This is a genomic window from Variovorax sp. J31P207 (assembly GCF_030316965.1).
Lineage (GTDB): Bacteria > Pseudomonadota > Gammaproteobacteria > Burkholderiales > Burkholderiaceae_C > Variovorax > Variovorax ginsengisoli_B.
This window is the reverse complement of record NZ_JASZYN010000001.1, coordinates 897,596-921,646: the sequence shown is the minus strand read 5'-3', so window position 1 is coordinate 921,646 and position 24,051 is coordinate 897,596. Positions and strand designations below refer to the sequence as shown.

At 69.8% G+C, this 24,051-nt stretch carries 22 protein-coding genes; 5 read left to right on the top strand and 17 right to left on the bottom strand.

Going from position 1 to position 24,051, the window contains the following annotated elements:
• Position 1: 1 nt before the first annotated feature.
• Together QTI68_RS04350 and ssb are read right to left on the bottom strand one after the other, a co-directional pair.
• Complete coding sequence (locus QTI68_RS04350; protein ID WP_286519866.1) at positions 2–1,228, bottom strand: MFS transporter; 1,227 nt, start codon at positions 1,226–1,228, stop codon at positions 2–4.
• Between the two features lie 106 nt (positions 1,229–1,334).
• Entirely contained in the window at positions 1,335–1,868 is a 534-nt protein-coding gene (gene ssb / locus QTI68_RS04345; RefSeq protein ID WP_286519865.1) for a single-stranded DNA-binding protein, read from the bottom strand.
• A gap of 123 nt (positions 1,869–1,991) precedes the next feature.
• On the opposite strand from ssb, the gene uvrA reads away from it, so the two are divergent.
• From uvrA to atpE, 3 genes are all read left to right on the top strand, one after another.
• On the top strand, positions 1,992–5,111 hold the full coding sequence (uvrA, locus tag QTI68_RS04340) for an excinuclease ABC subunit UvrA (RefSeq protein WP_503011620.1): 3,120 nt from the start codon (positions 1,992–1,994) through the stop codon (positions 5,109–5,111).
• Positions 5,112–5,308: 197 nt separating this feature from the next.
• Entirely contained in the window at positions 5,309–5,569 is a 261-nt protein-coding gene (locus tag QTI68_RS04335) for a hypothetical protein (RefSeq protein WP_286519863.1), read from the top strand.
• Positions 5,566–5,805, top strand: coding sequence for a F0F1 ATP synthase subunit C (gene atpE, locus QTI68_RS04330; protein WP_286509773.1), 240 nt, complete (start codon positions 5,566–5,568; stop codon positions 5,803–5,805). Before QTI68_RS04335 ends, atpE begins: the two co-directional genes overlap by 4 nt.
• 14 nt (positions 5,806–5,819) lie before the next feature.
• Here the strand turns inward: atpE and QTI68_RS04325 are convergent, their stop codons facing one another.
• From QTI68_RS04325 to QTI68_RS04305, 5 genes are all read right to left on the bottom strand, one after another.
• A complete protein-coding gene (locus QTI68_RS04325; RefSeq protein ID WP_286519862.1) occupies positions 5,820–6,932 on the bottom strand; it encodes an NADH:flavin oxidoreductase/NADH oxidase in 1,113 nt (370 codons plus the stop codon).
• Entirely contained in the window at positions 6,929–7,816 is an 888-nt protein-coding gene (locus tag QTI68_RS04320; RefSeq protein ID WP_286519860.1) for an acyl-CoA thioesterase, read from the bottom strand. The genes QTI68_RS04325 and QTI68_RS04320 overlap by 4 nt, the downstream gene beginning before the upstream one ends.
• Positions 7,817–7,895: 79 nt before the next feature.
• Positions 7,896–9,242, bottom strand: a complete 1,347-nt coding sequence (locus tag QTI68_RS04315; RefSeq protein ID WP_286519859.1) for an FAD-dependent oxidoreductase — start codon at positions 9,240–9,242, stop codon at positions 7,896–7,898.
• Positions 9,239–10,219 (bottom strand): Bug family tripartite tricarboxylate transporter substrate binding protein, encoded by a 981-nt coding sequence (locus tag QTI68_RS04310; protein WP_286519858.1) that lies wholly within the window; start codon positions 10,217–10,219, stop codon positions 9,239–9,241. The genes QTI68_RS04315 and QTI68_RS04310 overlap by 4 nt, the downstream gene beginning before the upstream one ends.
• Positions 10,220–10,281: 62 nt before the next feature.
• Positions 10,282–11,265 carry a Bug family tripartite tricarboxylate transporter substrate binding protein gene (locus QTI68_RS04305; protein WP_286519857.1) on the bottom strand — a complete coding sequence of 328 codons (984 nt, stop codon included), beginning with the start codon at positions 11,263–11,265 and terminating at the stop codon, positions 10,282–10,284.
• A 103-nt stretch (positions 11,266–11,368) separates the two neighbouring features.
• On the opposite strand from QTI68_RS04305, the gene QTI68_RS04300 reads away from it, so the two are divergent.
• On the top strand, positions 11,369–11,815 hold the full coding sequence (locus tag QTI68_RS04300; protein WP_286509763.1) for an acyl-CoA thioesterase: 447 nt from the start codon (positions 11,369–11,371) through the stop codon (positions 11,813–11,815).
• Between the two features lie 15 nt (positions 11,816–11,830).
• On the opposite strand, the gene QTI68_RS04295 is transcribed toward QTI68_RS04300, so the two are convergent.
• The 6 genes from QTI68_RS04295 to QTI68_RS04270 all read right to left on the bottom strand — a co-directional run bounded on the left by QTI68_RS04295 (position 11,831) and on the right by QTI68_RS04270 (position 18,283).
• The gene (locus QTI68_RS04295) at positions 11,831–12,772 is read right to left on the bottom strand and encodes a hypothetical protein (protein ID WP_286519856.1); all 942 of its coding nucleotides are present in this window, start codon (positions 12,770–12,772) and stop codon (positions 11,831–11,833) included.
• Positions 12,773–12,849: 77 nt separating this feature from the next.
• Positions 12,850–14,121, bottom strand: a complete 1,272-nt coding sequence (fahA, locus tag QTI68_RS04290) for a fumarylacetoacetase (protein WP_286519855.1) — start codon at positions 14,119–14,121, stop codon at positions 12,850–12,852.
• On the bottom strand, positions 14,118–15,422 hold the full coding sequence (hmgA, locus tag QTI68_RS04285; RefSeq protein ID WP_286519853.1) for a homogentisate 1,2-dioxygenase: 1,305 nt from the start codon (positions 15,420–15,422) through the stop codon (positions 14,118–14,120). Before hmgA ends, fahA begins: the two co-directional genes overlap by 4 nt.
• A gap of 19 nt (positions 15,423–15,441) precedes the next feature.
• The gene (locus QTI68_RS04280) at positions 15,442–15,633 is read right to left on the bottom strand and encodes a DUF2783 domain-containing protein (RefSeq protein WP_286519852.1); all 192 of its coding nucleotides are present in this window, start codon (positions 15,631–15,633) and stop codon (positions 15,442–15,444) included.
• A 6-nt stretch (positions 15,634–15,639) separates the two neighbouring features.
• Positions 15,640–17,319 (bottom strand): FAD-dependent oxidoreductase, encoded by a 1,680-nt coding sequence (locus QTI68_RS04275; protein WP_286519851.1) that lies wholly within the window; start codon positions 17,317–17,319, stop codon positions 15,640–15,642.
• Between the two features lie 4 nt (positions 17,320–17,323).
• The gene (locus QTI68_RS04270) at positions 17,324–18,283 is read right to left on the bottom strand and encodes an MBL fold metallo-hydrolase (RefSeq protein ID WP_286519850.1); all 960 of its coding nucleotides are present in this window, start codon (positions 18,281–18,283) and stop codon (positions 17,324–17,326) included.
• 119 nt (positions 18,284–18,402) lie between these two features.
• On the opposite strand from QTI68_RS04270, the gene QTI68_RS04265 reads away from it, so the two are divergent.
• Positions 18,403–19,230, top strand: a complete 828-nt coding sequence (locus QTI68_RS04265) for an IclR family transcriptional regulator (RefSeq protein ID WP_286519849.1) — start codon at positions 18,403–18,405, stop codon at positions 19,228–19,230.
• Here the strand turns inward: QTI68_RS04265 and QTI68_RS04260 are convergent.
• From QTI68_RS04260 to pyrF, 4 genes are all read right to left on the bottom strand, one after another.
• Entirely contained in the window at positions 19,211–19,702 is a 492-nt protein-coding gene (locus QTI68_RS04260) for a GFA family protein (RefSeq protein WP_286519848.1), read from the bottom strand. The two genes, QTI68_RS04265 and QTI68_RS04260, sit on opposite strands and share 20 nt — an antisense overlap.
• 46 nt (positions 19,703–19,748) lie before the next feature.
• A complete protein-coding gene (locus QTI68_RS04255; protein ID WP_286519847.1) occupies positions 19,749–21,224 on the bottom strand; it encodes a DUF1501 domain-containing protein in 1,476 nt (491 codons plus the stop codon).
• 11 nt (positions 21,225–21,235) lie between these two features.
• Complete coding sequence (locus QTI68_RS04250; protein WP_286519846.1) at positions 21,236–23,044, bottom strand: DUF1800 domain-containing protein; 1,809 nt, start codon at positions 23,042–23,044, stop codon at positions 21,236–21,238.
• Positions 23,045–23,223: 179 nt separating this feature from the next.
• Complete coding sequence (gene pyrF / locus QTI68_RS04245; RefSeq protein ID WP_286519845.1) at positions 23,224–24,048, bottom strand: orotidine-5'-phosphate decarboxylase; 825 nt, start codon at positions 24,046–24,048, stop codon at positions 23,224–23,226.
• Between the last annotated feature and the right edge of the window lie 3 nt (positions 24,049–24,051).

Here is a 24,051-nt window from a genome sequence, read left to right as displayed (position 1 = left end):
TTCAGCGCCGCCCACCGGCCAGCCGAAGCGCCTGCGGCCGCTGCCGCAGCCGGTACATCGCCACGCAGCCGAGCAGCGGCCCGACGGCCAGCATGCTGAAGGCGCCGGGCCAGCCGGCCAGGGCCACCACGTCGGGCACCAGGTGGATGCTGACCAGCGTCAGCAGGAAGCCGGTACAGGTCTGGATGGTCAACAGGGTGCCGACCGAGGCCGGGTCGCCGAGTTCGGCGATGCTGGCCGAGAACTGGGCCGAGTCGGCGATCACGGTCACGCCCCACAGCAGCGCCACCGGAACCACGATCCAGGGCGAGGCCCCCAGCAGCCATCCGATCAGCAGCGCGCAGCTGGCGCTGGCGGCCATGGCGCCGATGGTGACCGCGGTCCGGCCGATGCGGTCGGCCAGCAGGCCTCCGCCCCAGGCGCCCAGCATGCCCGACGCCACCGCGGCAAAGGTCCAGAGGCTGGCCTGGTGGGCGGCATCGGGCCGGCCGCTGAGCGCGAAGCTGGCCTGCAGGAACACGGCCAGCCAGGCCCACATGGCATACAGCTCCCACATGTGGCCCAGGTAGCCCAGGTTGGCGAGCCGGACCGCCGGGTCGCGCCAGGCCTGCATGAACTTCGTCGGGTCGAGCCGGGCGGCGCGGGCCATTTGCGGGCCGATCCCGCAGGCCAGCACGGCGACGCCCGCGAGCGCGGCGCAGGCCGCGGCCACGCCGTAGACCAGGCGCCAGTCCAGCCCGCCGCTGGCCGCCAGCAGGTGCGGGCTGGCCGAGCCCAGTGTCAGGGCGCCGACCAGCAGGCCGATCAGCAGGCCGAGGTCGCCCTGGGCCCAGGTCGCCGCCAGCCGCATGCCGACCGGATACACGCCGGCCATGCAGACGCCGGTGAGAAAGCGCAAGGCATACACGAGCGGGCCGGTCGGCGGCAGGAACACCAGCCACGCAGTGGCCGCGGCCGCGACCAGCGCCGAGGCCATGAACAGGCGCCTCGGATCGAAGCGGTCGGCCAGCGAGAGCACGGCGCTGAAGATGGTGCCGGCGACGAAGCCGACCTGCAGCGCGCTGGTCAGCAGCGCCGCCGCCTGGGCGCTGACCGCCTGGGTCTGCTTGACGGTCGCGACCACCGAGGCGGAGGAGAACCAGACGGTCATGGCGCCGACCTGGCACAGCAGGAGGATGGCCAGCGAGCGGACCTTGGCGCGGGACGGCGGCAATGGGGGGATCGACATGGCTCCGGCTCCTGGCGGGGGGCGTCAGATCATCGCCGAAATGCGAAGGGCCGGTTCTGGTGGAGAACCGGCCCTTTTGCCTTTTGTCTACGGATCGACGTCGAGGTCAGAACGGGATGTCGTCGTCCATGTCGTCGAAGCCCGACGACGACTTGGCCGGCGCCTGGCGCGGTACCGGTGCCGCCGCAGGCGCGCGAGGCGCCGCTGCCGGCGGGCGCGAGTAGCCGCCACCGCCGCCGCCGCCGCCGCCGCCCTGCGAGTAGCCGCCGTCGTCGTCGCCGCCGCCCGAGGGACCGCCCTGGCCCTGGCGGCTGCCCAGCATCTGCATCTGGTCGACGCGGATGTCGGTGGCGTACTTCTCGACGCCGTCCTTGTCGTTGTACTTGCGCGTGCGGATCTGGCCTTCGACGTAGATCTGCGAGCCCTTGCGCAGGTACTGCGCGGCGATCTCGGCCAGCCGGCCGTTGAACACGAGGCGGTGCCACTCGGTGGCCTCGCGCATTTCGCCGCTCTGCTTGTCTTTCCACTTGTCGGTGGTGGCCAGGGTCACGTTGCAGACCTGGTCGCCGCTGGGAAAGGTGCGGGTTTCGGGATCGCGTCCCAGATTGCCGACGAGGATGACTTTGTTGACCGATGCCATATGCACTGCCCCTGATGAATGGATGGAGGAGAAGGAAAAAGAGAACCGGAGATTGTGCCGCATGCGCCGGGCCGGAGCGTTGCCGCGGAATCGTCCGCATTGGAAACCGGACGAAACCGCAAGATGGCCGGGAAAACGCCCAGGACTTATCATGTCCGGTTGCCCAAAATCGACCGCCCCGTGAATCTCCCCCCTGAAGACGCCTACCTCGGCGCCGTGCTGGCGCAGCAGCGCATCAGCATCCGCGGCGCGCGCACGCACAACCTCAAGAACGTCGACCTCGACATTCCGCGCAACAAGCTGGTGGTGATCACCGGCCTGTCGGGCTCGGGCAAGTCGAGCCTGGCCTTCGACACGCTCTATGCCGAGGGCCAGCGCCGCTACGTCGAGAGCCTGTCGGCCTATGCACGGCAGTTCCTGCAGCTGATGGACAAGCCGGACGTCGACATGATCGAGGGCCTGTCGCCGGCGATCAGCATCGAGCAGAAGGCGACCAGCCACAACCCGCGCTCGACCGTCGGCACGGTGACCGAGATCCACGACTACCTGCGCCTCTTGTACGCCCGCGCCGGCACGCCCTACTGCCCCGAACACCACCTGCCGCTGCAGGCGCAGACCGTGTCGCAGATGGTCGATGCCGTGATCGCGCTGCCCGACGAGCCGCGGCTGATGATCCTGGCGCCGGTGGCGCGCGAAAAGAAGGGCGAGTTCCTGGAACTGTTCGCCGAGATGCAGGCCCAGGGCTACATCCGCTTCCGGGTCGACGGCCAGACCTACGAATACAACGACCTGCCCAAGCTCAAGAAGACCGAGAAGCACGACATCGACGTGGTCATCGACCGCCTGCGCGCCCGCCCCGACATGCAGCAGCGGCTGGCCGAGAGCTTCGAGGCCGCGCTGCGGCTGGCCGACGGCCGCGCGATCGCGCTCGAGATGGAAACGCCGGCGGCCGAGGGCAGCACGCCCGCCCCGCCGCGCGAGCACCTGTTCAACGCCAAGTTCGCCTGCCCGATCTGCCACTACTCGCTGGCCGAACTGGAGCCGCGCCTCTTCTCGTTCAACTCGCCGGTAGGCGCCTGCCCGAGCTGCGACGGGCTCGGGCATCGCGAGTTCTTCGACCCGGCGCGGGTCGTTGCCTTCCCGTCGCTGAGCCTCGCGAGCGGCGCGGTCAAGGGCTGGGACCGGCGCAACGGCTACTACTTCAGCATGCTGGAGAGCGTGGCCAAGCACTACAAGTTCGACATCGACAAGCCCTTCGAGGAGCTGCCGGCCTCGGTCCAGCAGACCGTGCTGAACGGCTCGGCGCAGGAAGAGATCAAGTTCAGCTACGTGATGGACAGCGGCCAGCAGGCCGGCAAGAAGCTGGTGCGCAAGCACCCCTTCGAAGGCATCATCCCGAACATGGCGCGGCGCTACCGCGAGACCGATTCGGCGATGGTGCGGGAAGACCTCTCGCGCTTTCGCAACATGCAGCCCTGCCCCGAGTGCGAAGGCAGCCGGCTGCGGCCCGAGGCGCGCAACGTGTTCCTGGTCGACGAGTCCGGCCCCGAGCCGAAGCGCATGGCGATCTACGAGATCAGCCGCGCCACGCTGCGCGACAGTCTCGCCTATTTTCAGCAGCTGCAGCTGCGCGGCGCCAAGGCCGAGATCGCCGACAAGGTGGTGCGCGAGGTCGGGCTCAGGCTCAAGTTCCTGAACGACGTCGGGCTCAACTACCTGAGCCTGGACCGCAGTGCCGAGACGCTGTCGGGCGGCGAGGCGCAGCGCATCCGGCTGGCCTCGCAGATCGGCTCCGGCCTGACGGGCGTGATGTACGTACTCGACGAGCCCAGCATCGGCCTGCACCAGCGCGACAACGACCGGCTGATCGGCACCCTGCGCCATCTGCGCGACATCGGCAACAGCGTGATCGTGGTCGAGCACGACGAGGACATGATCCATGCCGCCGACCACGTGATCGACATGGGGCCGGGCGCCGGCATCCATGGCGGCCGCGTGATGGCGCAGGGCACCTACGCCGAGGTCGCAGCCAGCGCCGACTCGCTGACCGGCCAGTACCTCTCGGGCGCGAAGAAGATCGAGGTGCCCGCGCGCCGCACGCCGTGGCTGCCGGTGGTGGCGACACGGGCCTTCCACGAAGGCAAGAAGGCGCCGCGCTTTCCGCCCAGCCCCGCCGCCGAGCGGCGCGCGGCGCGCGAGGCGGCGCACCTGGCCTCGCAGAGCGACCTGCAGGAGATCCGCGTCATCGGCGCCAGCGGCAACAACCTCCAGGACGTCAGCGTCGCCTTCCCGGTCGGCCTGCTGACCTGCGTGACCGGCGTCTCGGGCTCGGGCAAGTCGACGCTGGTCAACGACACGCTCTACAGCGCGGTCGCCCGCACGCTGTACCGCGCGCATGAAGAGCCGGCCGCGCACGAGGCGATCGAGGGCATCGAGTACTTCGACAAGGTGATCAACGTCGACCAGTCGCCGATCGGCCGCACGCCGCGCAGCAACCCGGCGACCTACACCGGTCTCTTCACGCCGATCCGCGAGCTGATGGCCGAGACCAACACCGCGCGCGAGCGCGGCTACGGGCCCGGCCGTTTCAGCTTCAACGTCGCCGGCGGCCGCTGCGAGGCCTGCCAGGGCGACGGCGTGGTCAAGGTCGAGATGCACTTCCTGCCCGACGTCTACGTGCCCTGCGAGGTCTGCCACGGCCAGCGCTACAACCGCGAGACGCTGGAGGTGCTCTACAAGGGCCGCAACATCGCGCAGATCCTCGACATGACGGTGGAGACCGCGCACGACTTCCTGAAGGCGGTGCCGACCATCGAGCGCAAGCTGCGCACCCTGCTCGACGTCGGCCTCAGCTACATCAAGCTCGGCCAGTCGGCGACCACCTTGTCGGGCGGCGAAGCGCAGCGCGTCAAGCTGGCGCTGGAGCTCAGCAAGCGCGACACCGGCCGCACGCTCTACATCCTCGACGAGCCGACCACCGGGCTGCACTTCGCCGACATCGAACTGCTGCTGAAGGTGCTGCACCAGCTGCGCGATGCCGGCAACACGATCGTGGTGATCGAGCACAACCTCGACGTCATCAAGACCGCCGACTGGGTGATCGACATGGGCCCCGAGGGGGGTGCCGGCGGCGGCACCGTGGTGGGGGTGGGCACGCCGGAAGACATCGCCGCCAACGAGGCCAGCCACACCGGGCGCTACCTGAAGCGCCTGTTGGGCGGCCAGGGTGTGAACACGCCCTAGATCAACGCGCCAGCTCGGGGAAATCTTCCATGGACCGGGCGTAGTGACGCCATGCCGCCTCGCGGCGCTGGCGTCGGCGTCGCTCGCGACTCAGGATCCTGGAGACCGACCCACCCGTGAACAGGGCGCAAGAGACATCGAAAAGAAGGAGCAGCAAAGGCGTCTGACTGCCAGCCAACCCGAAGAACTGAGGGAACATGGTGAAGCAACAAAGGTTTGACGACGCCGGAATCCGAGCGCAGGCCTCTATTGGGACAGGCGCGGCGCCCCGTCACCATGAGATGAATCCGAAAGCGCTGCTGCGGCAAGCAGTGCGGGAGCTGACCATCGGCCGCGCCATGACCTGCAAGGTCATCGACGCCGCGCAGGGGCTCGGCGACATTGGATGCAAGCCGAGGCCAGGGTGGCACCGGCAGCCACCAGGCCGAACCTTCCAGGCCAACGAAAGCGCACCATGACCGGCTTCGACATCCTCCCCCTCGCAGTGGCCCTCCTCATCGGCATCGCCGCCGTGGGTTCGTGCATCGGCATCGGCATCGTGGGTGCGAAGCTGCTGGAAGGCACGGCACGGCAGCCCGAGCTCAAGGACACGCTGCAGACGCTGTTCTTCCTGATCGCCGGCGTCACCGACGGTGCCTTCATCATCGCCACCGGCATCGGCCTGTGGTTCGCGACCGCCAACCCGTTCAGGTAGCGGCCACTGCGCAGTCAGCGCTGGCCGATGCGGGCGTCCCCGAACAGGGCCTTCAGCTCGCGCGGCTGCGAACGCCAGTACTGCGGCGGCGCCTCGACCTGGGCGCCGAGCTCGGCGGCGGCGCGCCAGGGCCAGTGCGGCTCGAACAGGATGGCGCGGGCCAGCGCCACCAGGTCGGACTGCCCGGCCGCGACGATGGCTTCGGCCTGCTGCGGCTCGGTGACCAGTCCGACCGCGACGGTCGGCAGGCCTGCGGCGCGCTTGATCCGCTCGGCCAGCGGCACCTGGTAGCCGGGGCCGACCGGAATCTTCTGCTCCGGCGAGACGCCGCCCGACGACACGTGGATGAAGCTGCAGCCGCGCTGCGCGAGCCCCTGGGCGAAGGCGATGCTCTGCTCGACGTCCCACCCGCCCTCGACCCAGTCGGTGGCCGAGATGCGGACCCCGACAGGCATGCGCTGCGGCACGGCGGCGCGCACGGCCTCGAAGACCTCGAGCGGGAAGCGCATGCGCCGCTCGAGGGAGCCGCCGAATTCGTCCTCGCGGCGATTCGCGATCGGCGACAGGAACTGGTGCAGCAGGTAGCCGTGCGCCGCATGCAGCTCGATGGCATCGAGCCCGAGCGCATCAGCGCGCTGCGCCGCCCGCACGAAGGCCGCCTTGACGCGCGCCAGGCCGTCGGCATCGAGGGCCATAGGCAGAGGCTCGCCGGGCGCGTGCGGCAGGGCCGAAGGCGCGACCGTCTGCCAGGCGCCTTCGGCCGGCGCCAGGCACTGGCCGCCTGCCCACGGCACATGGCTGGACGCCTTGCGCCCGGCATGGCCGAGCTGGATCGCGACCGGGATTCGCGAATGGCGCCGGATCGCCGCCAGCACCCGCGCCAGCGCCGCCTGGTTGTCGTCGGTGTAGAGGCCGAGGTCGCCGAGCGTGATGCGCCCCAGCGCCTCGACCGCGGTCGCCTCGATGATCAGCAGCCCGGCGCCCGACAGCGCGAGCTGCCCGAGATGGATCAGGTGCCAGTCGGCCGCGTTGCCGTCCTCGGCCGAGTACTGGCACATCGGCGCGATCACGATGCGGTTGCGCAGCGCCAGCGGGCCGAGCGAGAAAGGCGAGAACAGGAGGCTCATGCGCTTTCGGGGCGCCGCACCCGCAGCATCCCCTCCTGGGCGGTGGAAGCGACCAGCCGGCCGTCGCGCGCGAAGATGCTGCCGCGGCACAAGCCGCGGGCACCGCTCGCGCTCGGCGAATCGAGGCTGTACAGCAGCCAGTCGTCGAGCCGGAAATCGCGATGGAACCACATCGCGTGGTCCAGGCTCGCGGGCCGCACCTGGCCGCTCATGAAGCTGAGCCCGTGCGGCCGCATGGCCGCGCCCAGCAGGCCATGGTCCGAGGCATAGGCCAGCAGCGCACGGTGCACGTTGGGGTCGTCGGGCAGCGGCGCGATGGCGCGCATCCAGAGCGCGCTCTCGGAGGGCCGTACCGCGGGCGCGAGCAGGTCGTCGGGGTCGACCCGGCGGTACTCGAGGCCGTGCGGCGCGAGGGCCTTGTCGCGCCAGCGCGCGGGCAGGCGCTCGCCCATCGCGATGCGCTGCTCGAGTTCGCTCGCCAGGCCCTCCGGGCCAGCCGCGGCGGGCATCGGCAGCTGGTGCTCGATGCCGTCGTCGACGGTCTGGAACGAGGCCGACATCTCGAAGATGATGCGCTCGCCCTGGCGCGCCACCACGTGGCGGGTGGTGAAGCTGCGGCCGTCGCGCACGCGGTCGACCGAATATTCGATCGGCGCATGCTCGCCGGGCAGCAGGAAATAGGCGTGCATCGAGTGGGCCGGCCGGTCGGCCTCGACCGTGCGGCTGGCGGCCATCAGGGCCTGGCCGAGCACCTGGCCGCCGAAGACGGCGGGGGTGCCGATGTCCTCGCTCTGGGCCAGGAAGCGGTCGGCGCCCAGGGTTTCGAGGCGCATGAGATCGACCAGGTCGGCGACGACGCGGGCGGCGGTGGAAGGATCAATCATCGGGGAGGCGGGAAAACGGGAGCCTGCCACGATAGCAAAGACCCGGCCTCCGCGCTGTCCCGCGGCTGTCAGCCGGTGTTCAGCGGTCCAGGTCGACGCCGTCGGCCGCGAGCTTGCGCTGCAGCGCCGGCACCTCGACCTCGGCGAAGCGGCCGCCGCCCAGCGCCGCCGCGGCGGTGCCCGCGGCCTGCCCCATCACGAAGCAGCCGCCGCTGGCGCGCGCGGCCGACTGGCCCTCGTGGGTCATCGAGGCGCAGCGGCCGGCCACCAGCAGGTTGTCGACCCCGCGCGGCACCAGCATGCGCCAGGGCAGCTGGTTGAAGGTGCGCCGCCCGTCGCGCGGAAAGGCCCACTCGATCCGGCCCGCCGCGTGCATCTCCATCGGCCAGGCATTGATGCCGATGCTGTCGTCGAAGCGCGCCGACGACAGGATGTCTTCGCCGGTCAGCGCATACAGCCCCTCGATGCGCCGGGTCTCGCGGATCCCGACCTGGGGCGCGATCTCGACGATGGCCGACTGCTCGAAGCCCGGCACCTCGGCTTTCAGGAACCTGAAGAACTCGCCGATCTGGCGCCGGCCCTCGACCTCGCCGTCGCTGAGCTGGCGGGCATCGACGCCGTTCATCGCGCCGCCTTCGGCATTGCGGATCTGCGTCACGTTGGCGCGCCATTCGCGCGGGTCGATCTGCGGACGCAGGATCGCGCCCTCGCGCGGAAACCGGTAGGCCTCCGGGTCGCGCTCGCGCACCTGCGCCATCAGGTCGTTGATGGCCTTGAACTCGCCCACCGCGGCCAGCGCGCGCGCCGCCTCGACATGGCCGACCCGGAACATGGTCGAGGGGAACAGGCCGCTGCCGTGGCCATCGCCAACCGCGAAGGGCACGCCGGCGAAGGCCGCGACATCGGCGTCGCCGCTGCCGTCGACGAAGGCATTGGCGCGGATCGCCTGGCGCCCCGACTTGGTCTCGACCACCAGCGCCGCGATGCGCGCGCCATCCATCACGACCGCGGCAGCCAGCGCGTGGAACAGCAGTTCCACTCCGGCGCCCAGCAGCAGCTGGTCGGCCGCGCACTTGTAGATCGAGGTGTCGTAGGAGCGCACGCGGATGCGGCCCTGCAGGCCGTCCTGCGGCTTGTTGAGGCCGCCCAGGGCGTCGATGCGCGCCAGCAGCGCGTCGGCCACGCCGTGCACCAGCTGGGTCATCTCGCCGTCGCGCCGGCCGTAGAGGCCGGCGAAATTGGTGACGCCGCCGGCGGTGCCCATGCCGCCGAGGAAGCCGTAGCGCTCGACCAGCAAGGTGCGGGCGCCGTGGCGCGCCGCGCTCACCGCGGCAGCGATGCCGGCCGGCCCGCCGCCGACCACGACGACGTCGTACTCGCCGTAGACCGGCAGCGTGCGTTGCGGCTCGACGACTGTCTGGCTCACTGCAGCTTGATGCCGTTGGTGGAAATGATCTTGGTCATGATCGCGGCCTCTTCCTTCACCCGCGCGCGCATGCCGTCGGGCGAGGTGCCGACCGCCTGCCAGCCCTGCTCGAACAGCTTCTGGCGCACGTCGGGCGACTTCATGATGATCGCCAGTTCCTTCGTGATGCGGTCCTGCGCCGTCTTCGACAGGTTGGCCGGGCCGACCAGCGCGGTCCAGACTTCGAGGTTGAAGTCGCGCACGCCCGCGTCCGCCAGCGCCGGCACGTCGGGCGCCAGCGTGCTGCGTCCGCTGGTGAGGCCGACCGCCTTGACCTTGCCGGCCTTGATCTGCGGCAGCGCCACGCCGGGCGGGATCAGCGCCATCTGGATCTGGTTGCCGATCAGGTCGGTCATGACCTGCGGGTTGCCCTGGTAGGGCACGTGCTCGGCCTTCAGGCCCGGCACCTTGCTCTTGAGCAGCTCCATGCCGAGGTGGCCGACCGAGCCGACGCCGACCGAGCCGTAGCTCCACTTGTCTCCGCCCTTGCGCGCGGCGTCGAAGAAGGCGGCGCCGGTCGGCAGGCTCGCCTGCCCCACCAGCACCAGCGGCGCGGTGGCGATCAGCGACAGGTAGGTGAAGTCCTTGCCCGGGTCATAGGGCAGCTTCGGATACAGCATCTTCGACGAGGTCAGGTTGCCGTTGATGACGATGCCCAGCGTGTGGTCGTCGCTCGCCTTGGCCACCTGGTCGGCCGCGATGTTGCCCGAGGCGCCCGGCTTGTTGTCGACCACCACCGGTTGGCCGAGCGCCTTGGACAGCGGCTCGGCGATGGCGCGGGCCGCGATGTCGGGCGTCGAGCCGCCAGGGAAGCCGACGATCAGCCGGATCGGCTTGGTGGGCCAGGCAGCGCCCTGCGCCGAGGCGGCGAACGGCAGGGCAGCGGTGGCGATGCCGCAGGCGGCAGCGATCAGGAGGGCTCTCTTGGAGGGATGCATGGGGGAAGGAGGAATGAGGAACGAACGAGAACCCAAGGATAGCCCTGTCTTGTAACAAGACGTCATTCGAGGCTGATGTTCCCGCGCCGCACGAGCTCGCCGTAGATCTTCGACTTGACTTCGGCGTTGCGTTCGATCTCCTCGGGCGACCAGGCCAGCGGCTCGAAGGCGAAGGTATCGAAGCGGGCCCGGATCTCGGGGTCGGCGATGACCTTGGCGACATCGGCGTTGATCCGGGCCCGGATCGCCGCCGGCACACCCTTGGGCGTCAGCAGCGAGACGAAGGAGTTCACCTCCAGCCCGGCCGGGCCGCCGGATTCGGCCATGGTGGGCACGTCGGGCATCTGCGGGATGCGCTTGGGCGCCGCGATCGCGATGTAGCGCAGCTTGCCGGCCTTGTAGATGCCCTGGCTCGACGGCAGGCTGGCGAAGCTCCACGCCACCTCGCCCGAACCCACGTTGGCGAACAGTTGCGAGACCTCGCGGTAGGGCACGTGCTGCATGTGGGTGCCGGTCAGCGACTCGAGCTGCTGGCCGCCCAGGTGGCCCGGGCTGCCGACACCCCACGAGCCGTAGCTGATCTGGCCCGGCTGCGCCTTGGCGGCGGCGACCAGGTCGCCCATGGTCTTCCACTTCGAATCGGTCGGCACCGCGACGAAGAAGGGCGTGCGGAACAGCGAGGCCACCGGGTCGAAGTGCTGCAAGGTCACGAAGTTGCGCGACTTGTACAGGTGCGGCAGGGCGGCGATGTGCTCGCTGTCGAGCTGCAGCAGCGTGTAGCCGTCGGGCGCGGCGCGCCGGGCCTGCTCAATCGCGATGAAGCCGCCGCCGCCGGGCTTGTTGTCGACCAGCACGCGCTGGTTCCAGAGCCGGCCGAGCTTGTCGGAGATCAGCCGCAGCACCGCATCGGGCCCGCTGCCGGCGGCGAAGGGCGTGACGATGGTCACCGGTTTGCTCGGGAAGTCCGTGGCCGGCGCCTGCGCCGCCACCGGGGTGGACAGCAGGGCCGCGGCGCCGGCGGCGATCAACGACAGGAGGAGTTTCATTTTTTTGTCTCGAGATTGTTAAGACATGCCGGCGCATTTGTATCAGGTCGCCGTGGCGCTCGCATAATCGGCGTCCTCGATCCACTCCTCGCCCAGGCCCTCCATGTCGTCCATCACCCTGCGCTTCCTGGCCGAACCCAGCACCGTCAACTTCGGCGGCAAGGTCCACGGCGGCACCGTCATGAAATGGATCGACGAGGCCGGCTACGCCTGCGCGACCAGCTGGTCCAAGCGCTACTGCGTGACGGTCTTCATCGGCAGCATCCGCTTCCATCGCCCGATCATGATCGGCGACCTGGTCGAGGTCGAGGCCCGCCTCGCCTACACCGGCAACAGCAGCATGAACATCTCGGTCGAGGTGCGCAGCGGCGACATGAAGGGCGGCGAGATGCACAAGACCACCGAATGCCTGGTGGTCTTCGTCTCGGTCGACTCGCACGGCCGCACCCTGCCGGTCGACAGCTTCACACCCGGCACGCCGGGCGAGATGGCGCTGGCCGAGCGGGCCCGCTTGCACCTGGAGGCCACCCGGGCCGCGACCGGCGCCTAGCGCAGCGACGTCCCGTCAAAAACTCACGGCCAGCCCCAGCGAGAACCCCGACACGTTGTTGCCGAACACATAGCGCACCACGGCCCGGATCCGGGTGATGAAGATGTCGTGGGCGCTGGTGTCCAGTTCGAGCCCGGTGCCCAGCGTGGTCAGGCGGTCGAAGCCCAGCACGTCGGCCTGGCTGCCCAGGTAGCGCGAATGGGAGAACTCCAACACGTAGCGCAACGGCCGGTCGAAGGCCTGCAGCCCGGTCGGGGCGCGCCAGCGCGCCCACAGGTTGGCGGTGCGCGCCGAGGCGCTGCCCTCCACCGCGGCGCTGCTGCTGCCGTAGGACTTGAGCTCGATGTCCGAATAGCGCAGCTCGACATCGACTTCGTAGTCCTGGCGGTAGTGCTCCCAGTCGAGCATGACGGCGCCGCCGAGCCCATAGGCGTTGAGCGAGCCGCCGTCGAGGAAGTCGAGCTGGCGGTCGGTGACGTGCCCGAGATAGGCCCTGGCAACCTGCAGGTCGCTCGCCACCTTGCCGAGCGAGAAATTGAAGATCGGACGGAAGGCGAGCTCCGGTGCGATGGGGAAGTCCCAGCCGATGCCGGCGGTACCGCTCAACGAATTCCAGCGCGTCGGCAGCTGGCGCGCGTCGACACCGTTGCTGGCGACGAAGACCGGGTCGTAGCGGCTGTAGGCGATCGCGCCCTCGAGGTACAGCGGCAGGCTCTTGCTCACCGTGAAACCGCCGCCCAGCTGCGACATCACGATGCCGGGGTTGCCGCTGGTCGGGTTGGTGATCGACAGGCTGCTCGATGTCAGGTCCGGCACCGCCTGGTATGCCATCAGCGCCAGCACCCCGTTGGCATGCTGCTGAATGCGCGAGCCGACGATGTCCAGCCCCTGCGCACAGGCGGTCGCGGGACCCAATGCGCAAGCCATCAGCAGCGCGAACGCCTCGTGCGGTTTCATCGATCTCGATCGTGCCCGCCGCACGCCGACGCGCAATTGCCCTTTGGTGAGGGGCCGCGGCCCCGCACGCTTTCGGATCAGCCGGCCGCCAGCACAGTCCCGCTGACTTCGCCGAGGCCGATGCGCACCGCGCCCGCGCGCTCGCACCAGCCGCGCATCACGAGCGTGTCACCATCTTCCAGGAAGCTGCGCTGCTCGCCGTTGGGCAGCACGATCGGCTGCTTGCCGCCGCTCGTGAGCTCCATCAGCGAACCGGCCTCGATCGCCTCCGGGCCGGACAGGGTGCCCGAGCCGAGCAGGTCGCCAGGCTGGAGGTTGCAGCCGTTCACCGTGTGGTGGGCGATCAGCTGGGCCGGCGTCCAGTAGGCGGCGCGGGTGCTGTTGGTCTTCGACAGGCGAACGGGCGCCTCGCCCGCCTCGCGCATCTTCGCGGTCTGCAGCAGCACCTCGAGCTCGATGGAGAACGCGCCCTGGGCGCGGTTGGCCTCCGAGTCCAGGTAGGGCAGCGGCTGCGGATCGTCGGCCGGGCGCTCGAAGGCCGCGCGGAACGGCGCCAGCGCCTCGGTCGTGACCAGCCAGGGCGACAGCGTGCTGGCGAAGTTCTTCGACAGGAACGGGCCCAGCGGCTGGTACTCCCAGCCCTGGATGTCGCGCGCCGACCAGTCGTTGAACAGCGTGACGCCGAAGAGATGGGCCTCGGCCGCGCCCATGCCGACGGGCTCACCCTGCGCATTGCCCTGGCCGACGAACCAGCCGAGCTCGAGTTCGTAGTCCAGCCGCTTCGACGGACCGAAGCTGGGCACCGCGGCGTCCGGCGCCTTGGTCTGCCCCTGCGGCCGCTTGAAGCGCTGGCCGCTGACGCCGATCGAGGAGGCCCGCCCGTGGTAGCCGATCGGGACCCACTTGTAGTTCGGCAGCAGCGGGTTGTCCGGACGGAACTGCTTGCCGACGGTGGTCGCGTGGTGCACGCTGGTGTAGAAGTCGGTGTAGTCGCCGATGCGGCAGGGCACATGCATCGTGACCGCCGACTGGTTGACCAGGGCCGACTCCCATTCCGCCTGCCGCGCGCTGCCTTCGGCCAGGCCCTGGGAGATCAGCGCCCGCAGCGCCGCGCGCTTCTCGGGCGTGGCCGCCATCAGCGCGTTCATGTCGTCGGTGTCGATCAGGCCGGCGCGGCGCAGGTCGAGGATCCGGTCGCCGATCGCGACGCCGATGCGCGGCGCCGCGTCGGCGCCGTGACTGAAGCGGCCGAAGGGCAGGTTCTGGATCGGGAAGTCGCAGCCGGCCTGGTTGGCCGAGGCGACCCAGCTGCGCAGCTTCGGGTCGTGGGTGGCGTCGATGGATGTCATGGCTTGAATTGATCCTTGAGGCCGGCCCAGCAGTCGGCGTAGTTCTGGTCGAGCGCCAGGCTTTGCATCGCGTAGGCGGTCGGGATGAATCGGAACCGGCTTTCGAACATGAAGGCCAGCGTGTTGTCGAGCTTCTGCGGCTTGAGATCGCTGTGGCTCGCCTTGTCGAAGGCTTCCTCGTCGGGGCCGTGCGGCACCATGCAGTTGTGCAGGCTGGCGCCGCCCGGCTTGAAGCCGCCGGGCTTGGCGTCGTACTCGCCGTAGACCAGGCCCATGAACTCGCTCATCAGGTTGCGGTGGTACCAGGGCGGACGGAAGGTGTCTTCCATCACCAGCCAGCGCGGCGGGAAGATCACGAAGTCGCAATTGGCGGTGCCGGGCGTGTCGGAGGGCGCGGTCAGGACCGTGAAGATCGACGGGTCCGGATGGTCGAAGCTGATCGAGCCGATGGTCATGAAGTGCGCGGTGTCGTACTTCACCGGCGCCAGGTTGCCGTGCCAGGCGACCACGTTGAAGGGCGAATGCTTCGTCGGCGCCGACCAGAAGCGGCCGCCCGACTTCTTCACCAGCTCGTAGGCCACCGTCGCGTCCTCGAAGGCCGCCACCGGGGCCTGGAAGTCGCGCGCGTTGGCCAGCCCGTTGGAACCGATCGGTCCCAGCTCGGGCAGCCGGAACTGGGCGCCGTAGTTCTCGCAGACGTAGCCGCGCGAGGGCCCGTCGACCAGGTCGACCTTGAACACCACCCCGCGCGGCAGCAGCGCGATCTCGCCGGGCTTGACGTCCAGCACACCCATCTCGGTGGTGATCACGAGGCGGCCCTGCTGCGGCACCACCAGCATCTCGCCGTCGGCGTTGACGAAGGCCCGGCGTTCCATCGAGCGGTTGGCGTGGTAGACCAGCGCGCCGATGCCGCTCTGGGCCTCGGCATCGCCGTTGGCCGCCAGCGTGCGCATGCCGTCGACGAAATCGGCGTCGGCGCCGTCCAGCGGCAGCGGGGCCCAGCGCAGCGGCTCGGGCGCGAGCGCCATCTCGCGGTCGGCGCCGGTGGTCCAGTGCGCCTGCGCATAGGCCTGGTAGCGCCCGGCGACCACCGACGGCTGGCGCCGGTACATCCAGGTGCGCCGGTTCTGGTGCCGCGGCGCCGTGAAGGCGGTGCCCGAGATCAGCTCGGGGTAGAGGTCGAAGGGCGCGCGCTGCGGGCTGTTGCGGCCCTGCGGCAGTGCGCCGGCGACGGCTTCGGTGGCGTACTCGTTGCCGAAGCCGCCCTGGTAGCGGCGCTCGGCCGCGGATGCGATCGTCATGGGGAGTCTCTCTGAGGGTTCAACGGGAAGCCGCGGCCGCCTCGAAGGCCTGGCGCAGCACGGCGGTCGAGCCGATGTGGTTGGCCAGCACCAGCACCAGGCGGGCATTGAAGGCGTGGCTCTGGTCGCTCGACAGGCCCTGGTGGGCTTCGATCAGGGCCTCGTAGAAGTCGTCGGGGGCGTCGAGGTTGGGTGTGGTGATCAGGTCCATGGCGGTCTAGCCCTTGGCGAGTGCGCGGTCGCGCGCGGCGCGCACGGCCTCCGGGGTGGGTGCGCGCCAGCGCGCGCAGACATGCTGGTCGGGGCGAAGCAGGTAGACGGTGCCGGGCCGGGCGTCGTAACGCCGGGCGGCGAGCTCGCCCGCGCTGCCCGGGGCCACCCGCACGACGTGCAGGGCGACGTCGGCGCGGGCCAGCGCAGCGAGGCTGCGCTCGGCCTCGGCGCCGTCACCGAAGACCAGTGCCGTGAAGCGCGTGGTGGCGCCGGCGGGCGGACTCAGTTCGCGCAGCAGCCAGCCGGCGCGGCCATCGGCGCCGGCCAGCGGCGCGTCGGCGGCCGCCGCGCCGGGCACCATCGGGCCTTCGAACGCATCCACGTCGGGCGTGTTGAGCGTCGACTCGCGCAAGGTGCTCGGCACCGACAGCCGGCCGCTGTTGACCAGCGCCCGCGCGAAGGCGTGGCGCTTCGACAGCTCCAGCACCGCGTCGCGGAACAGCCGGCTGACCTCGCTCTTGGGCGTGATGAAGTCAGTGGCGCGGGTCGAGTTGCGGATGTTCTCGTCGGCCGCGTACTCGCGCTCGCTGGCGTAGCTGTCGAGCAGCGCGTCGGGCCCCTCGCCGCGCAGCACCGCGGCCAGCTTCCAGGCCAGGTTGTCGGCGTCCTGCACGCCGGAGTTGGCCCCCCGGGCACCGAACGGCGACACGCCGTGCGCCGAATCGCCCGCGAACAGCACGCGGCCGTGGCGGAAGCGCTCCATGCGCTGGCAGGCGAAGGTGTAGACGCTGGCCCAGCCGATGTCGAAGCGCACGCCCTGGTGGCCGATGCTGTCGAGCAGCGCGCGCACCCGCGGGATGATGTTTTCGTGCTTGCGCTCCTCCACCGGGTCGGCGTCCCAGCCGAGCTGGAAGTCGACCCGCCACATGTTGTCGGCCTGCTTGTGCAGCAGCACGCTCTGCTTCGGGTGGAAGGGCGGATCGAACCAGAAGCGCCGCTCGGTCGGCAGGTCGGCGTCCATGTTCACGTCGGCGATCAGGAAGCGGTCGCGGAACACCCGGCCCTTGGCCTCCAGGCCCAGCAGCTGCCGCAGGCTGGAGCGCGAACCGTCGCAGGCGGCCACGTGGCCGGCCGCGAGGCGGTACTCGCCCTCGGGCGTCTCGATGGTCAGGAGCGCCTGGTCGGCGCCCTGTTCGATGCCGACCACCTTGTTGCTCCAGCGCAGGTCGATCAGCGGCAGCTCGGCGGCGCGCTCGGCCAGATAGCCTTCGACGTAGTACTGCTGCAGGTTGATGAAGGCCGGGCGCTCGTGGCCGGCCTCGGGCAGCAGGTCGAAGCTGTAGACCTGCTCGTCGCCGAAGAACACCCGGCCGACGTTCCACGACACGCCCTTGTCGACCATGCGCCCGGCACAGCCCAGGCGGTCGAAGATCTCCAGCGTGCGCTTGGCGAAGCAGATCGCGCGCGAGCCGGTCGACAGGGTGCAGTCGTTGTCGAGCAGCACCACGGGCACCTGCCGCTGGGCGAGGTCGATGGCCAGCGCCAGGCCCACGGGGCCGGCGCCGACCACCACCACCGGGTGGCGGGCCGGTGTCGCGGCATCCTGGTCGGCGTGCCGCCTGTAGTCGAAGCGCAGCGACTGGTAGTCGACCGGCGCCGCGTCGTGCGATGCGAGCCCTTGCATGGCGTCAGCCCTCGAGCGTCTTCCACATTTCGATGTCGCGCTCGGCGGTCCAGATGCGCGGATCGGCGTACTTCGTGGCCTCGTCGTAGCAGCGGGTGACGTCGAAGGGCATGCAGTGGTCGAAGATCACCCAGTGGCCGTACGTGGGCTTGAGCGCTGCGTAGGTTTCCTTGTAGACCGCATTCAGGTCCTTGCCGGCCGCGACGCCCTTCTGGACATTGGCGTAGACGTCCGAGATGAACGCGCGTGTTTCGTCCAGGCCCTTGGCCACTTCTTCAGGCGTGGTCAGCGCGGCGCCGCGGCCGGGCACCAACGCCTTGGGCTTCAGCGCCGCGAGGTTCTCGAGCGTCTTGGGCCAGTCCTTGAAATAGGCGTCGCCGGCATAGGGCGTGGCGCCGAATTCCACCAGGTCGCCGGACAGGAGCGCCTTTTCTCCGGGCAGCCAGACGACCGTGTCGCCCTTGGTATGGCCGCGGCCCAGTTGCAGCAGCTGCACTTCGAGCTTGCCCAGCCAGAGCGTCATCTTGCCGGTGAAGGTCATGGTCGGCCAGGTCATGCCGGGCGGCACGGTCTCGACACCCGCGAACAGGCGCGGGAAGCGGCCGATCTCGCTGGCCTTGTCCTGCTCGCCGCGCTCGACGATCAGATCGTAGGTGTCCTGGCTCGCCAGGATGTGGTCGGCGCCGTAGGCGCTGGCCCCGAGCACGCGCACCGCGTGGTAGTGGGTCAGGACCACGTACTTGATCGGCTTGTCGGTCACTTCGCGGATGCGGCGGATGACATCGGCGGCCATCGCCGGAGTGGCCTGCGTGTCTGCCACCAGCACGCAGTCGTCGCCGATGACGATCCCGGTGTTGGGGTCGCCCTCGGCCGTGTAGGCCCAGGCGTGCTCCGAAATCTGGCTGAAGGTGATCTTCTTTTCTTCGAGATCGGCCTGGCTGGCGAACTTCTTGGTCTCTGACATCGCGGAGTCTCCTGAAATTTGTCTAAAGTGAATGAATTCGCGTGGGACGAATTCGCGAAGTGTAAATCGAGGATCAGTTAATGTCTAATGCCTTCTGTATCAACGAATGACGAAATCCGATGGCGGCTGACTCCGATCGCGCCCAGCGCGGCATCCAGAGCATCGAGGTGGGCGGCCAGCTGCTGCGCGCCCTGGTGCACCATGGCCGGCCGATGGCGCTCAAGGACCTGGCGCGCGAGGCCGAGATGTCCGCCGCCAAGGCGCACCCGTACATGGTCAGCTTCGGCCGCCTCGGGCTGATCGAGCAGGACCGCACCACCGGCCACTATCTGCTCGGACCGCTGGCCTTGCAACTGGGGCTGATCAGCCTGCAGCAGGCCAATCCGGTGCACATCGCGACACCGCTGATCGCCGAGCTGGCGCAGCAGATCGGCCACACGGTGGCGATCGCGGTCTGGGGCGACCGCGGCGCGACCATCGTGCGGATCGCCGAATCGCCGGCGCCGCTGCACGTCAACATGCGGCACGGCACGGTGTTCTCGCTCACCCACACGGCCTCGGGCCGGCTGTTCGGCGCCTACCTCGACCCGGAAGCGGTGCGCGGCATGCTGGAGCAGGAGCGCCAGCGCGAGCAGAAAGGCGCCGCGCAGCCGCCGCAGCGTGGCATGCCGCCGGCCCGGCCGCTGCCTGGCTGGCCGGCCTTCGAGGCGCAGCTTCACGAGGTGCGGGCCCGCGGCCTGAGCCGCTCCGAGGGCGAGATCCTGCCGGGCATCAGCGCGATGTCGGCGCCGGTGTTCGACAGCAGCGGCGCGATCGTGCTGGCGGTCACCGCCATCGGACCGGCAGCGATCTTCGACACCCGCTGGGACGGCGAGATCGCCGTGGCGCTCAAGGCCTGCGCCGACCAGGTCTCGCAGCGTCTCGGGGCTACGCTTTCAAGGCCTTGAACCGATCGATGCTGGCCGCCGGCCAGTGCTCGGAGCGCCGGTAGTACTCGGCCACGGCGGGCGTGCCCGGCGGCAGCAGCACCCAGGGCTGCTTCGACATCGTGAAGATGTGGATGTCGGGCGGCAGCAGGTCGGGGTCGTCGAGCGTGCCGACGCGCACGAAGCTGACCGCGTCGCCGCTGCCGGCGTAGTGGCTCCACAGCGCGACGCGGCAGCGGCCGCAGCGAACGATGGCCTGGCCCTTGCCGCTAGCCGAGGGCGTGGCCACGCGCTCGGTCTGGCCTTCGAGCAGCTGCACGCGGTCGGCCTCGATCATCGCGTTGAGCGCGAACGCCGAGCCGCTCTCGCGCTGGCACCAGCGGCAATGGCAGCAGTGCACGAACAGCGGCGCGGTGGCCATGCCGTAGCGGACCGCACGGCAGGTGCAGCCGCCCTCGATCGGGAACGGGTCCGGGTTGGCGGGATCGGTCATCGGGCAGTCTCCGTCGCTGGGGCGACCGGCAGATTACACCCCCGCCTCAGGCCATGAAACCCACGTTCTTCGGATACTCGATGCCGTTGAAGTTGCCGCCGAAGTTCTTCAGGTTCGGCAGGATGCCCGGCAGCTCGGCGTCGGGCACGCCGAACCACTTGGCGAGCGTGGCGCCGTACTGGTCGACCGAGGTGGTCGGGATCAGGCGGCCCTGCCCCACGTGGCCTTCGTAGCCCGCCAGCTTGGAGTCGTTGTTGATGCTGACCACCTGCGGCGTGCCATAGAACGCCTTGCCGTTGACCGCGCCCCCGACCACGAAATGATGGCCGCCCCAGCCATGGTCGGAGCCATCGCCGTTGCTGGCCAGCGTGCGGCCGAAATCCGAGGCGGTGAAGGCCGTGACCTTGTCGGCCAGGCCCTGGGCGACCATTTGCCGATGGAAGGCGGCCATGGCATCGCTCAGCTGCTGCATCAGGCCCGGCTGGTTGGCGATCAGGTTGTCGTGCAGGTCGAAGCCGCCCATCGAGACGAAGAACACCTGCCGCTTGGCGCCCAGGGTGCTGCGGCCGCGGATCAGGCGCGCGACCATCTTGAGCTGGTTCGCGAGCCCGGTGTTGAGCGAGGCGAAGGTGTCGGTCGCGAAGGTCGCGGACTGGATCGCGCTGGTGACCGTGGTCTCGGCCTGGACCGCGCGCTGGGTCACCTTGTTGTATTCATTCTCCAGCGGGTGGCTGCGGGTTTCCTGCGCCAGCTGCGCCATCGCGGCCTTGACGCTGCTCGAGCCGTAGGTGGTGCCGTCCTTGATGCTGCGGATGCCGACCGCGCCGCTGGTGCTGACCTGGTATTGCAGGGCCTGGTCGCCCGACAGGAACACGGCGTTGCCGGCGACCGAGATGCAGGTGAACAGCGCGTTGGTGTTCTGCCGCTGGTCCAGCACCAGGTCGCCGATGTTGCCGCCCCAGCCCACGGTCGAGCCCTCGGGCGAGGACGACTGCCAGGTCGACTGCTGGTCGTTGTGCGAGAACAGCTTGGGCGGCTGCGGGTAGAGCTTCTTGTTGCTGTTGTTGTACTGGGCCCGGGTCAGCGGCACCACCAGCGGGCCGACGTTGAGCTGCACCGCGACCTTGCCGTCGGTGTTGAACAGGCCGGCGAGCTGCGTCATCGACGGGTGCAGCGCGTACTGGCGGCCGTCGGGCAGCGCCACGGTCGGCGCCAGCAGCGTGGCGGCGAGCGCATCCTTGGCGATCGCCACCCCGCCCGCGCCCTGCGGCACGCGGATCGTGCTGTAGGCGTTGTAGCTCGGGTCGTCGTAGGTGATGACGGTGTTCGCGTAGTCGTTGCCGCCGAACAGGAAGACGCAGACCAGCGCCTTGTAGTCGTCGGCGGGGGCGGCCTGCGCCGCCGCCTCGCCCATCGCGGCCAGGTTGAGGGCGAAGGGCAGCGCGGTGCCGGCCATCGCCAGCTGTCCGGAGCGGCGCAGGAAGGCACGTCGCGTGTGCGCGGCAGGATCGATCAGGTACATCGCGCGGTCCCTTATTTCTGGATCAGGTAGGAGGGCGAGGCCATCACCAGCAGCACCGCGGCGTAGACGCGGTTGAGCTTGACCGCGTCGGTGCTCTTGTCGGACACCGCGGGATTGGCCAGCGCACCGGCGATCAGCGCCTGGGTGGCCGCCGACAGCTGGTTGGCGGTCAGCAGCAGGTTGAGCCGCTGCACCAGGGCCGCCGGGTCGAGCACCAGCGCCAGCTCGCTTGCATAGGCGGCGTTGACATCCCGCCCGGTGCTCTTCGGCAGCACGCTGTTCTGCATGAAGTTCAGGTAGCCGCCAACGCTGGTCTCGTTGACCAGCTGGAACTCGGGCGCGACCATCTTGGCGGCGGCGATCGAGGTCGATGGCGGCACGTAGCCGGGCCGGAAGAAATTGAACACCGATGGCGAGCGCAGCGGGCTCTGGCCGAGCTGGTCGTTGGGCCGCGAGAGGTCACCGATCTTCCAGTTGCCGCTGGTCGAGCCGGCACCGAAGGTGCGGCCCCACTGCGTGAAGCGCAGCATCGGCTCGCGCAGCCGGCCGAAGCCGGGGTCCGACAGGCCGGCCGGGCTGCGCGCCTCGTTGTCGAGCAGCACCGCGGCGAAGACGCTCTTCATGTCGCCGCGCACGCCGGCCCCGTTGTCGGCGAAGACATCCGACACCCGCTTCACGTAGGCCGGGCTCGGGTTGCTGGTGACCAGCCGCTGGATCAGCTGCTTGCCGATGAACGGGCCGACGTTGGGGTGGTTGAAGAGCGCGTCGAGCGCGATCTTCAGCGCCGCCTTGCCTTCGGTGCCGGCCGGCACCGAGGTACCCAGGAACCGGGCCTCGAGCACCGAGTGCCGGGCCGCCGTGAGCGCCATCGGCCGCGCGGTCCAGGCGCTGGTGTCGACGTCGCTGGCCCGGATGTCGAGGTCGTAGCCGGTGAAGACGCGCGCCAGGTTGGTCACGTCGTCCAGGCTGTAGGTGTCGAGCGGCGTGCCGTCGCCGCCGGTCTTGACGCTGCCGTCGGCGTTGAGCTGGTAGAGCCCGATGGTCATGAGCTGCATGACCTCGCGCGCATAGTTCTCGTCCGGCTGGCGGCCCTGAGCGTTCTCCTTCTGGTTGCCCCTGGTGTTGAGGTAGTAGCCCATCGCCGGGTTGAGCGTCACGTCCTCCAGCAGCTTGCGGAAGCTGGTCGTGACGCCGGCCACCAGCATGTCCCAGTACTGGGCCATCATGAGATCGGGCCAGCTCGATCCGATGTCGTTGCGCGAGACCACGAAGATCTCGCTGAAGACCAGCGCCATGCGCTTGCGGAAGCCGTCCGGCGCGGTCATGAGCTGGTTCCAGATCATGTCGTCGGCGTTGACCGTGTTGGCGGCCTTGCCCAGGATCCAGTCGCGCCCGCCCTGCTCGGCCGGGCGGTCGACCTGCTCGCCGAGCCAGGGCAGGTAGCCCTTGCTGCGGACGGCGGCGATGTCCGCTTCCGAGGCCGAGAACTGCGACTGCAGCAGGAAGCGCGCGGCCTCCTCGTCGGTCTTGGCCTGGGTGTAGACATAGGTCTGCGCGGTCGGGGTGCTGGCCAGGGCGCTCAGCGAGCCGGCCTGGACGGTGGCCTCGGACGACCCGCCGACCGCGGCGAAGCCCGCGCCGCCCCCTCCACCGCCGCCACCACCGCCACAGGCCGCCAGCGCCGCCGCCGACGCGGCCAGGGCGGCCGCGAGGGGCAGGGGGCGGGACGATGCGCCCGCCGTGGTTGGCGCTGCCGCCTCGGGCACGCGCGCGCTAGCGTCGGCCGCCGTGTCGCGGCCGGTTGCGATGTCTTCCACCATGGGATGCCTCACTCCTCGACGCGGACGCGCCGACCCTCTTCAGGCAAGTGCCATGCCCGCCGTTTTCGGGCGGCTGGATGCGGCTAGTAGAAGTGTTTAGTACGACAGTTGTGAAAAAATGTGACTTTTTCCGTCACATCGATACAACCGGGCGCTTGCGGACTGACGCGGAATGTCGCTCAGGGCCTGGCGGCCTGGAGCGCGTCGCGGGTGCGCAGGGCCTCGCGCCGGGCCGCTTCGGCGAAGTCTTCGCCGGCCGAGGCGTAGCAGATAGCGCGCGAGGAGTTGACCACGATCGGCGCATCCGGGCGCCAGCCGGCGCGGACCGTGGCGACCGCGTCGCCGCCCTGTGCACCGACGCCGGGGATCAGCAGCGGCACCGTGGGCGCCAGCGCCCGCACGCGTTCGATCTCGGCCGGGTAGGTGGCGCCGACCACCAGGCCCAGCTGGCCGTTGAGGTTCCACGGGCCCTGGGCCAGCCTGGCCACGTGCTCGTAGAGGAAGGGCTGGCCGTCGACGTCCGCCAGCCGCTGCCCCTGCAGGTCGGCGCCGCCCGGGTTGCTGGTGCGGCACAGCAGGAAGGCGCCCTTGCCCTGGTGGCGCAGGTACGGCTCGACCGAATCGAAGCCCATGAACGGCGACAAGGTGACGGCGTCGGCGCCGTAGCGCTCGAAGGCCTCGCGGGCGTACTGCTCGGCGGTCGAGCCGATGTCGCCGCGCTTGGCGTCGAGGATGGTGGGCACGTGCGGCGCGTTGCGGCGCATGTGCTCCATGAGCTGTTCGAGCTGGTCTTCGGCCCGATGGGCGGCGAAATAGGCGATCTGCGGCTTGAAGGCGATCGCCAGGTCGGCCGTGGCGTCGACGATGCGGGCGCAGAAGTCGTAGATCCGGCTGGCGTCGCCTTTCAGGGCGGCGGGGAATTTGGTCGGCTCGGGATCGAGGCCGACGCACAGCAGCGAGCCGTTTTGGCGCTCGGCGGCGCGCAGCTTGTCCAGGAAGGTCATGGG

What these genes read in the sequence shown, in the direction of transcription:
- pyrF (WP_286519845.1), bottom strand. Translation starts at nt 24,048, where the DNA reads ATGACCTTCCTGGACAAGCTGCGCGCCGCCGAGCGCCAAAACGGCTCG.
- atpE (WP_286509773.1), top strand. Translation starts at nt 5,566, where the DNA reads ATGACCGGCTTCGACATCCTCCCCCTCGCAGTGGCCCTCCTCATCGGC.
- uvrA (WP_503011620.1), top strand. Translation starts at nt 1,992, where the DNA reads ATGGCCGGGAAAACGCCCAGGACTTATCATGTCCGGTTGCCCAAAATC.
- QTI68_RS04250 (WP_286519846.1), bottom strand. Translation starts at nt 23,044, where the DNA reads ATGGTGGAAGACATCGCAACCGGCCGCGACACGGCGGCCGACGCTAGC.
- QTI68_RS04320 (WP_286519860.1), bottom strand. Translation starts at nt 7,816, where the DNA reads ATGATTGATCCTTCCACCGCCGCCCGCGTCGTCGCCGACCTGGTCGAT.
- ssb (WP_286519865.1), bottom strand. Translation starts at nt 1,868, where the DNA reads ATGGCATCGGTCAACAAAGTCATCCTCGTCGGCAATCTGGGACGCGAT.
- QTI68_RS04270 (WP_286519850.1), bottom strand. Translation starts at nt 18,283, where the DNA reads ATGTCAGAGACCAAGAAGTTCGCCAGCCAGGCCGATCTCGAAGAAAAG.
- QTI68_RS04295 (WP_286519856.1), bottom strand. Translation starts at nt 12,772, where the DNA reads ATGAAACCGCACGAGGCGTTCGCGCTGCTGATGGCTTGCGCATTGGGT.
- QTI68_RS04280 (WP_286519852.1), bottom strand. Translation starts at nt 15,633, where the DNA reads ATGGACCTGATCACCACACCCAACCTCGACGCCCCCGACGACTTCTAC.
- QTI68_RS04255 (WP_286519847.1), bottom strand. Translation starts at nt 21,224, where the DNA reads ATGTACCTGATCGATCCTGCCGCGCACACGCGACGTGCCTTCCTGCGC.
- QTI68_RS04260 (WP_286519848.1), bottom strand. Translation starts at nt 19,702, where the DNA reads ATGACCGATCCCGCCAACCCGGACCCGTTCCCGATCGAGGGCGGCTGC.
- QTI68_RS04325 (WP_286519862.1), bottom strand. Translation starts at nt 6,932, where the DNA reads ATGAGCCTCCTGTTCTCGCCTTTCTCGCTCGGCCCGCTGGCGCTGCGC.
- QTI68_RS04305 (WP_286519857.1), bottom strand. Translation starts at nt 11,265, where the DNA reads ATGAAACTCCTCCTGTCGTTGATCGCCGCCGGCGCCGCGGCCCTGCTG.
- QTI68_RS04275 (WP_286519851.1), bottom strand. Translation starts at nt 17,319, where the DNA reads ATGCAAGGGCTCGCATCGCACGACGCGGCGCCGGTCGACTACCAGTCG.
- fahA (WP_286519855.1), bottom strand. Translation starts at nt 14,121, where the DNA reads ATGACATCCATCGACGCCACCCACGACCCGAAGCTGCGCAGCTGGGTC.
- QTI68_RS04335 (WP_286519863.1), top strand. Translation starts at nt 5,309, where the DNA reads ATGGTGAAGCAACAAAGGTTTGACGACGCCGGAATCCGAGCGCAGGCC.
- QTI68_RS04310 (WP_286519858.1), bottom strand. Translation starts at nt 10,219, where the DNA reads ATGCATCCCTCCAAGAGAGCCCTCCTGATCGCTGCCGCCTGCGGCATC.
- QTI68_RS04300 (WP_286509763.1), top strand. Translation starts at nt 11,369, where the DNA reads ATGTCGTCCATCACCCTGCGCTTCCTGGCCGAACCCAGCACCGTCAAC.
- QTI68_RS04265 (WP_286519849.1), top strand. Translation starts at nt 18,403, where the DNA reads ATGGCGGCTGACTCCGATCGCGCCCAGCGCGGCATCCAGAGCATCGAG.
- hmgA (WP_286519853.1), bottom strand. Translation starts at nt 15,422, where the DNA reads ATGACGATCGCATCCGCGGCCGAGCGCCGCTACCAGGGCGGCTTCGGC.
- QTI68_RS04350 (WP_286519866.1), bottom strand. Translation starts at nt 1,228, where the DNA reads ATGTCGATCCCCCCATTGCCGCCGTCCCGCGCCAAGGTCCGCTCGCTG.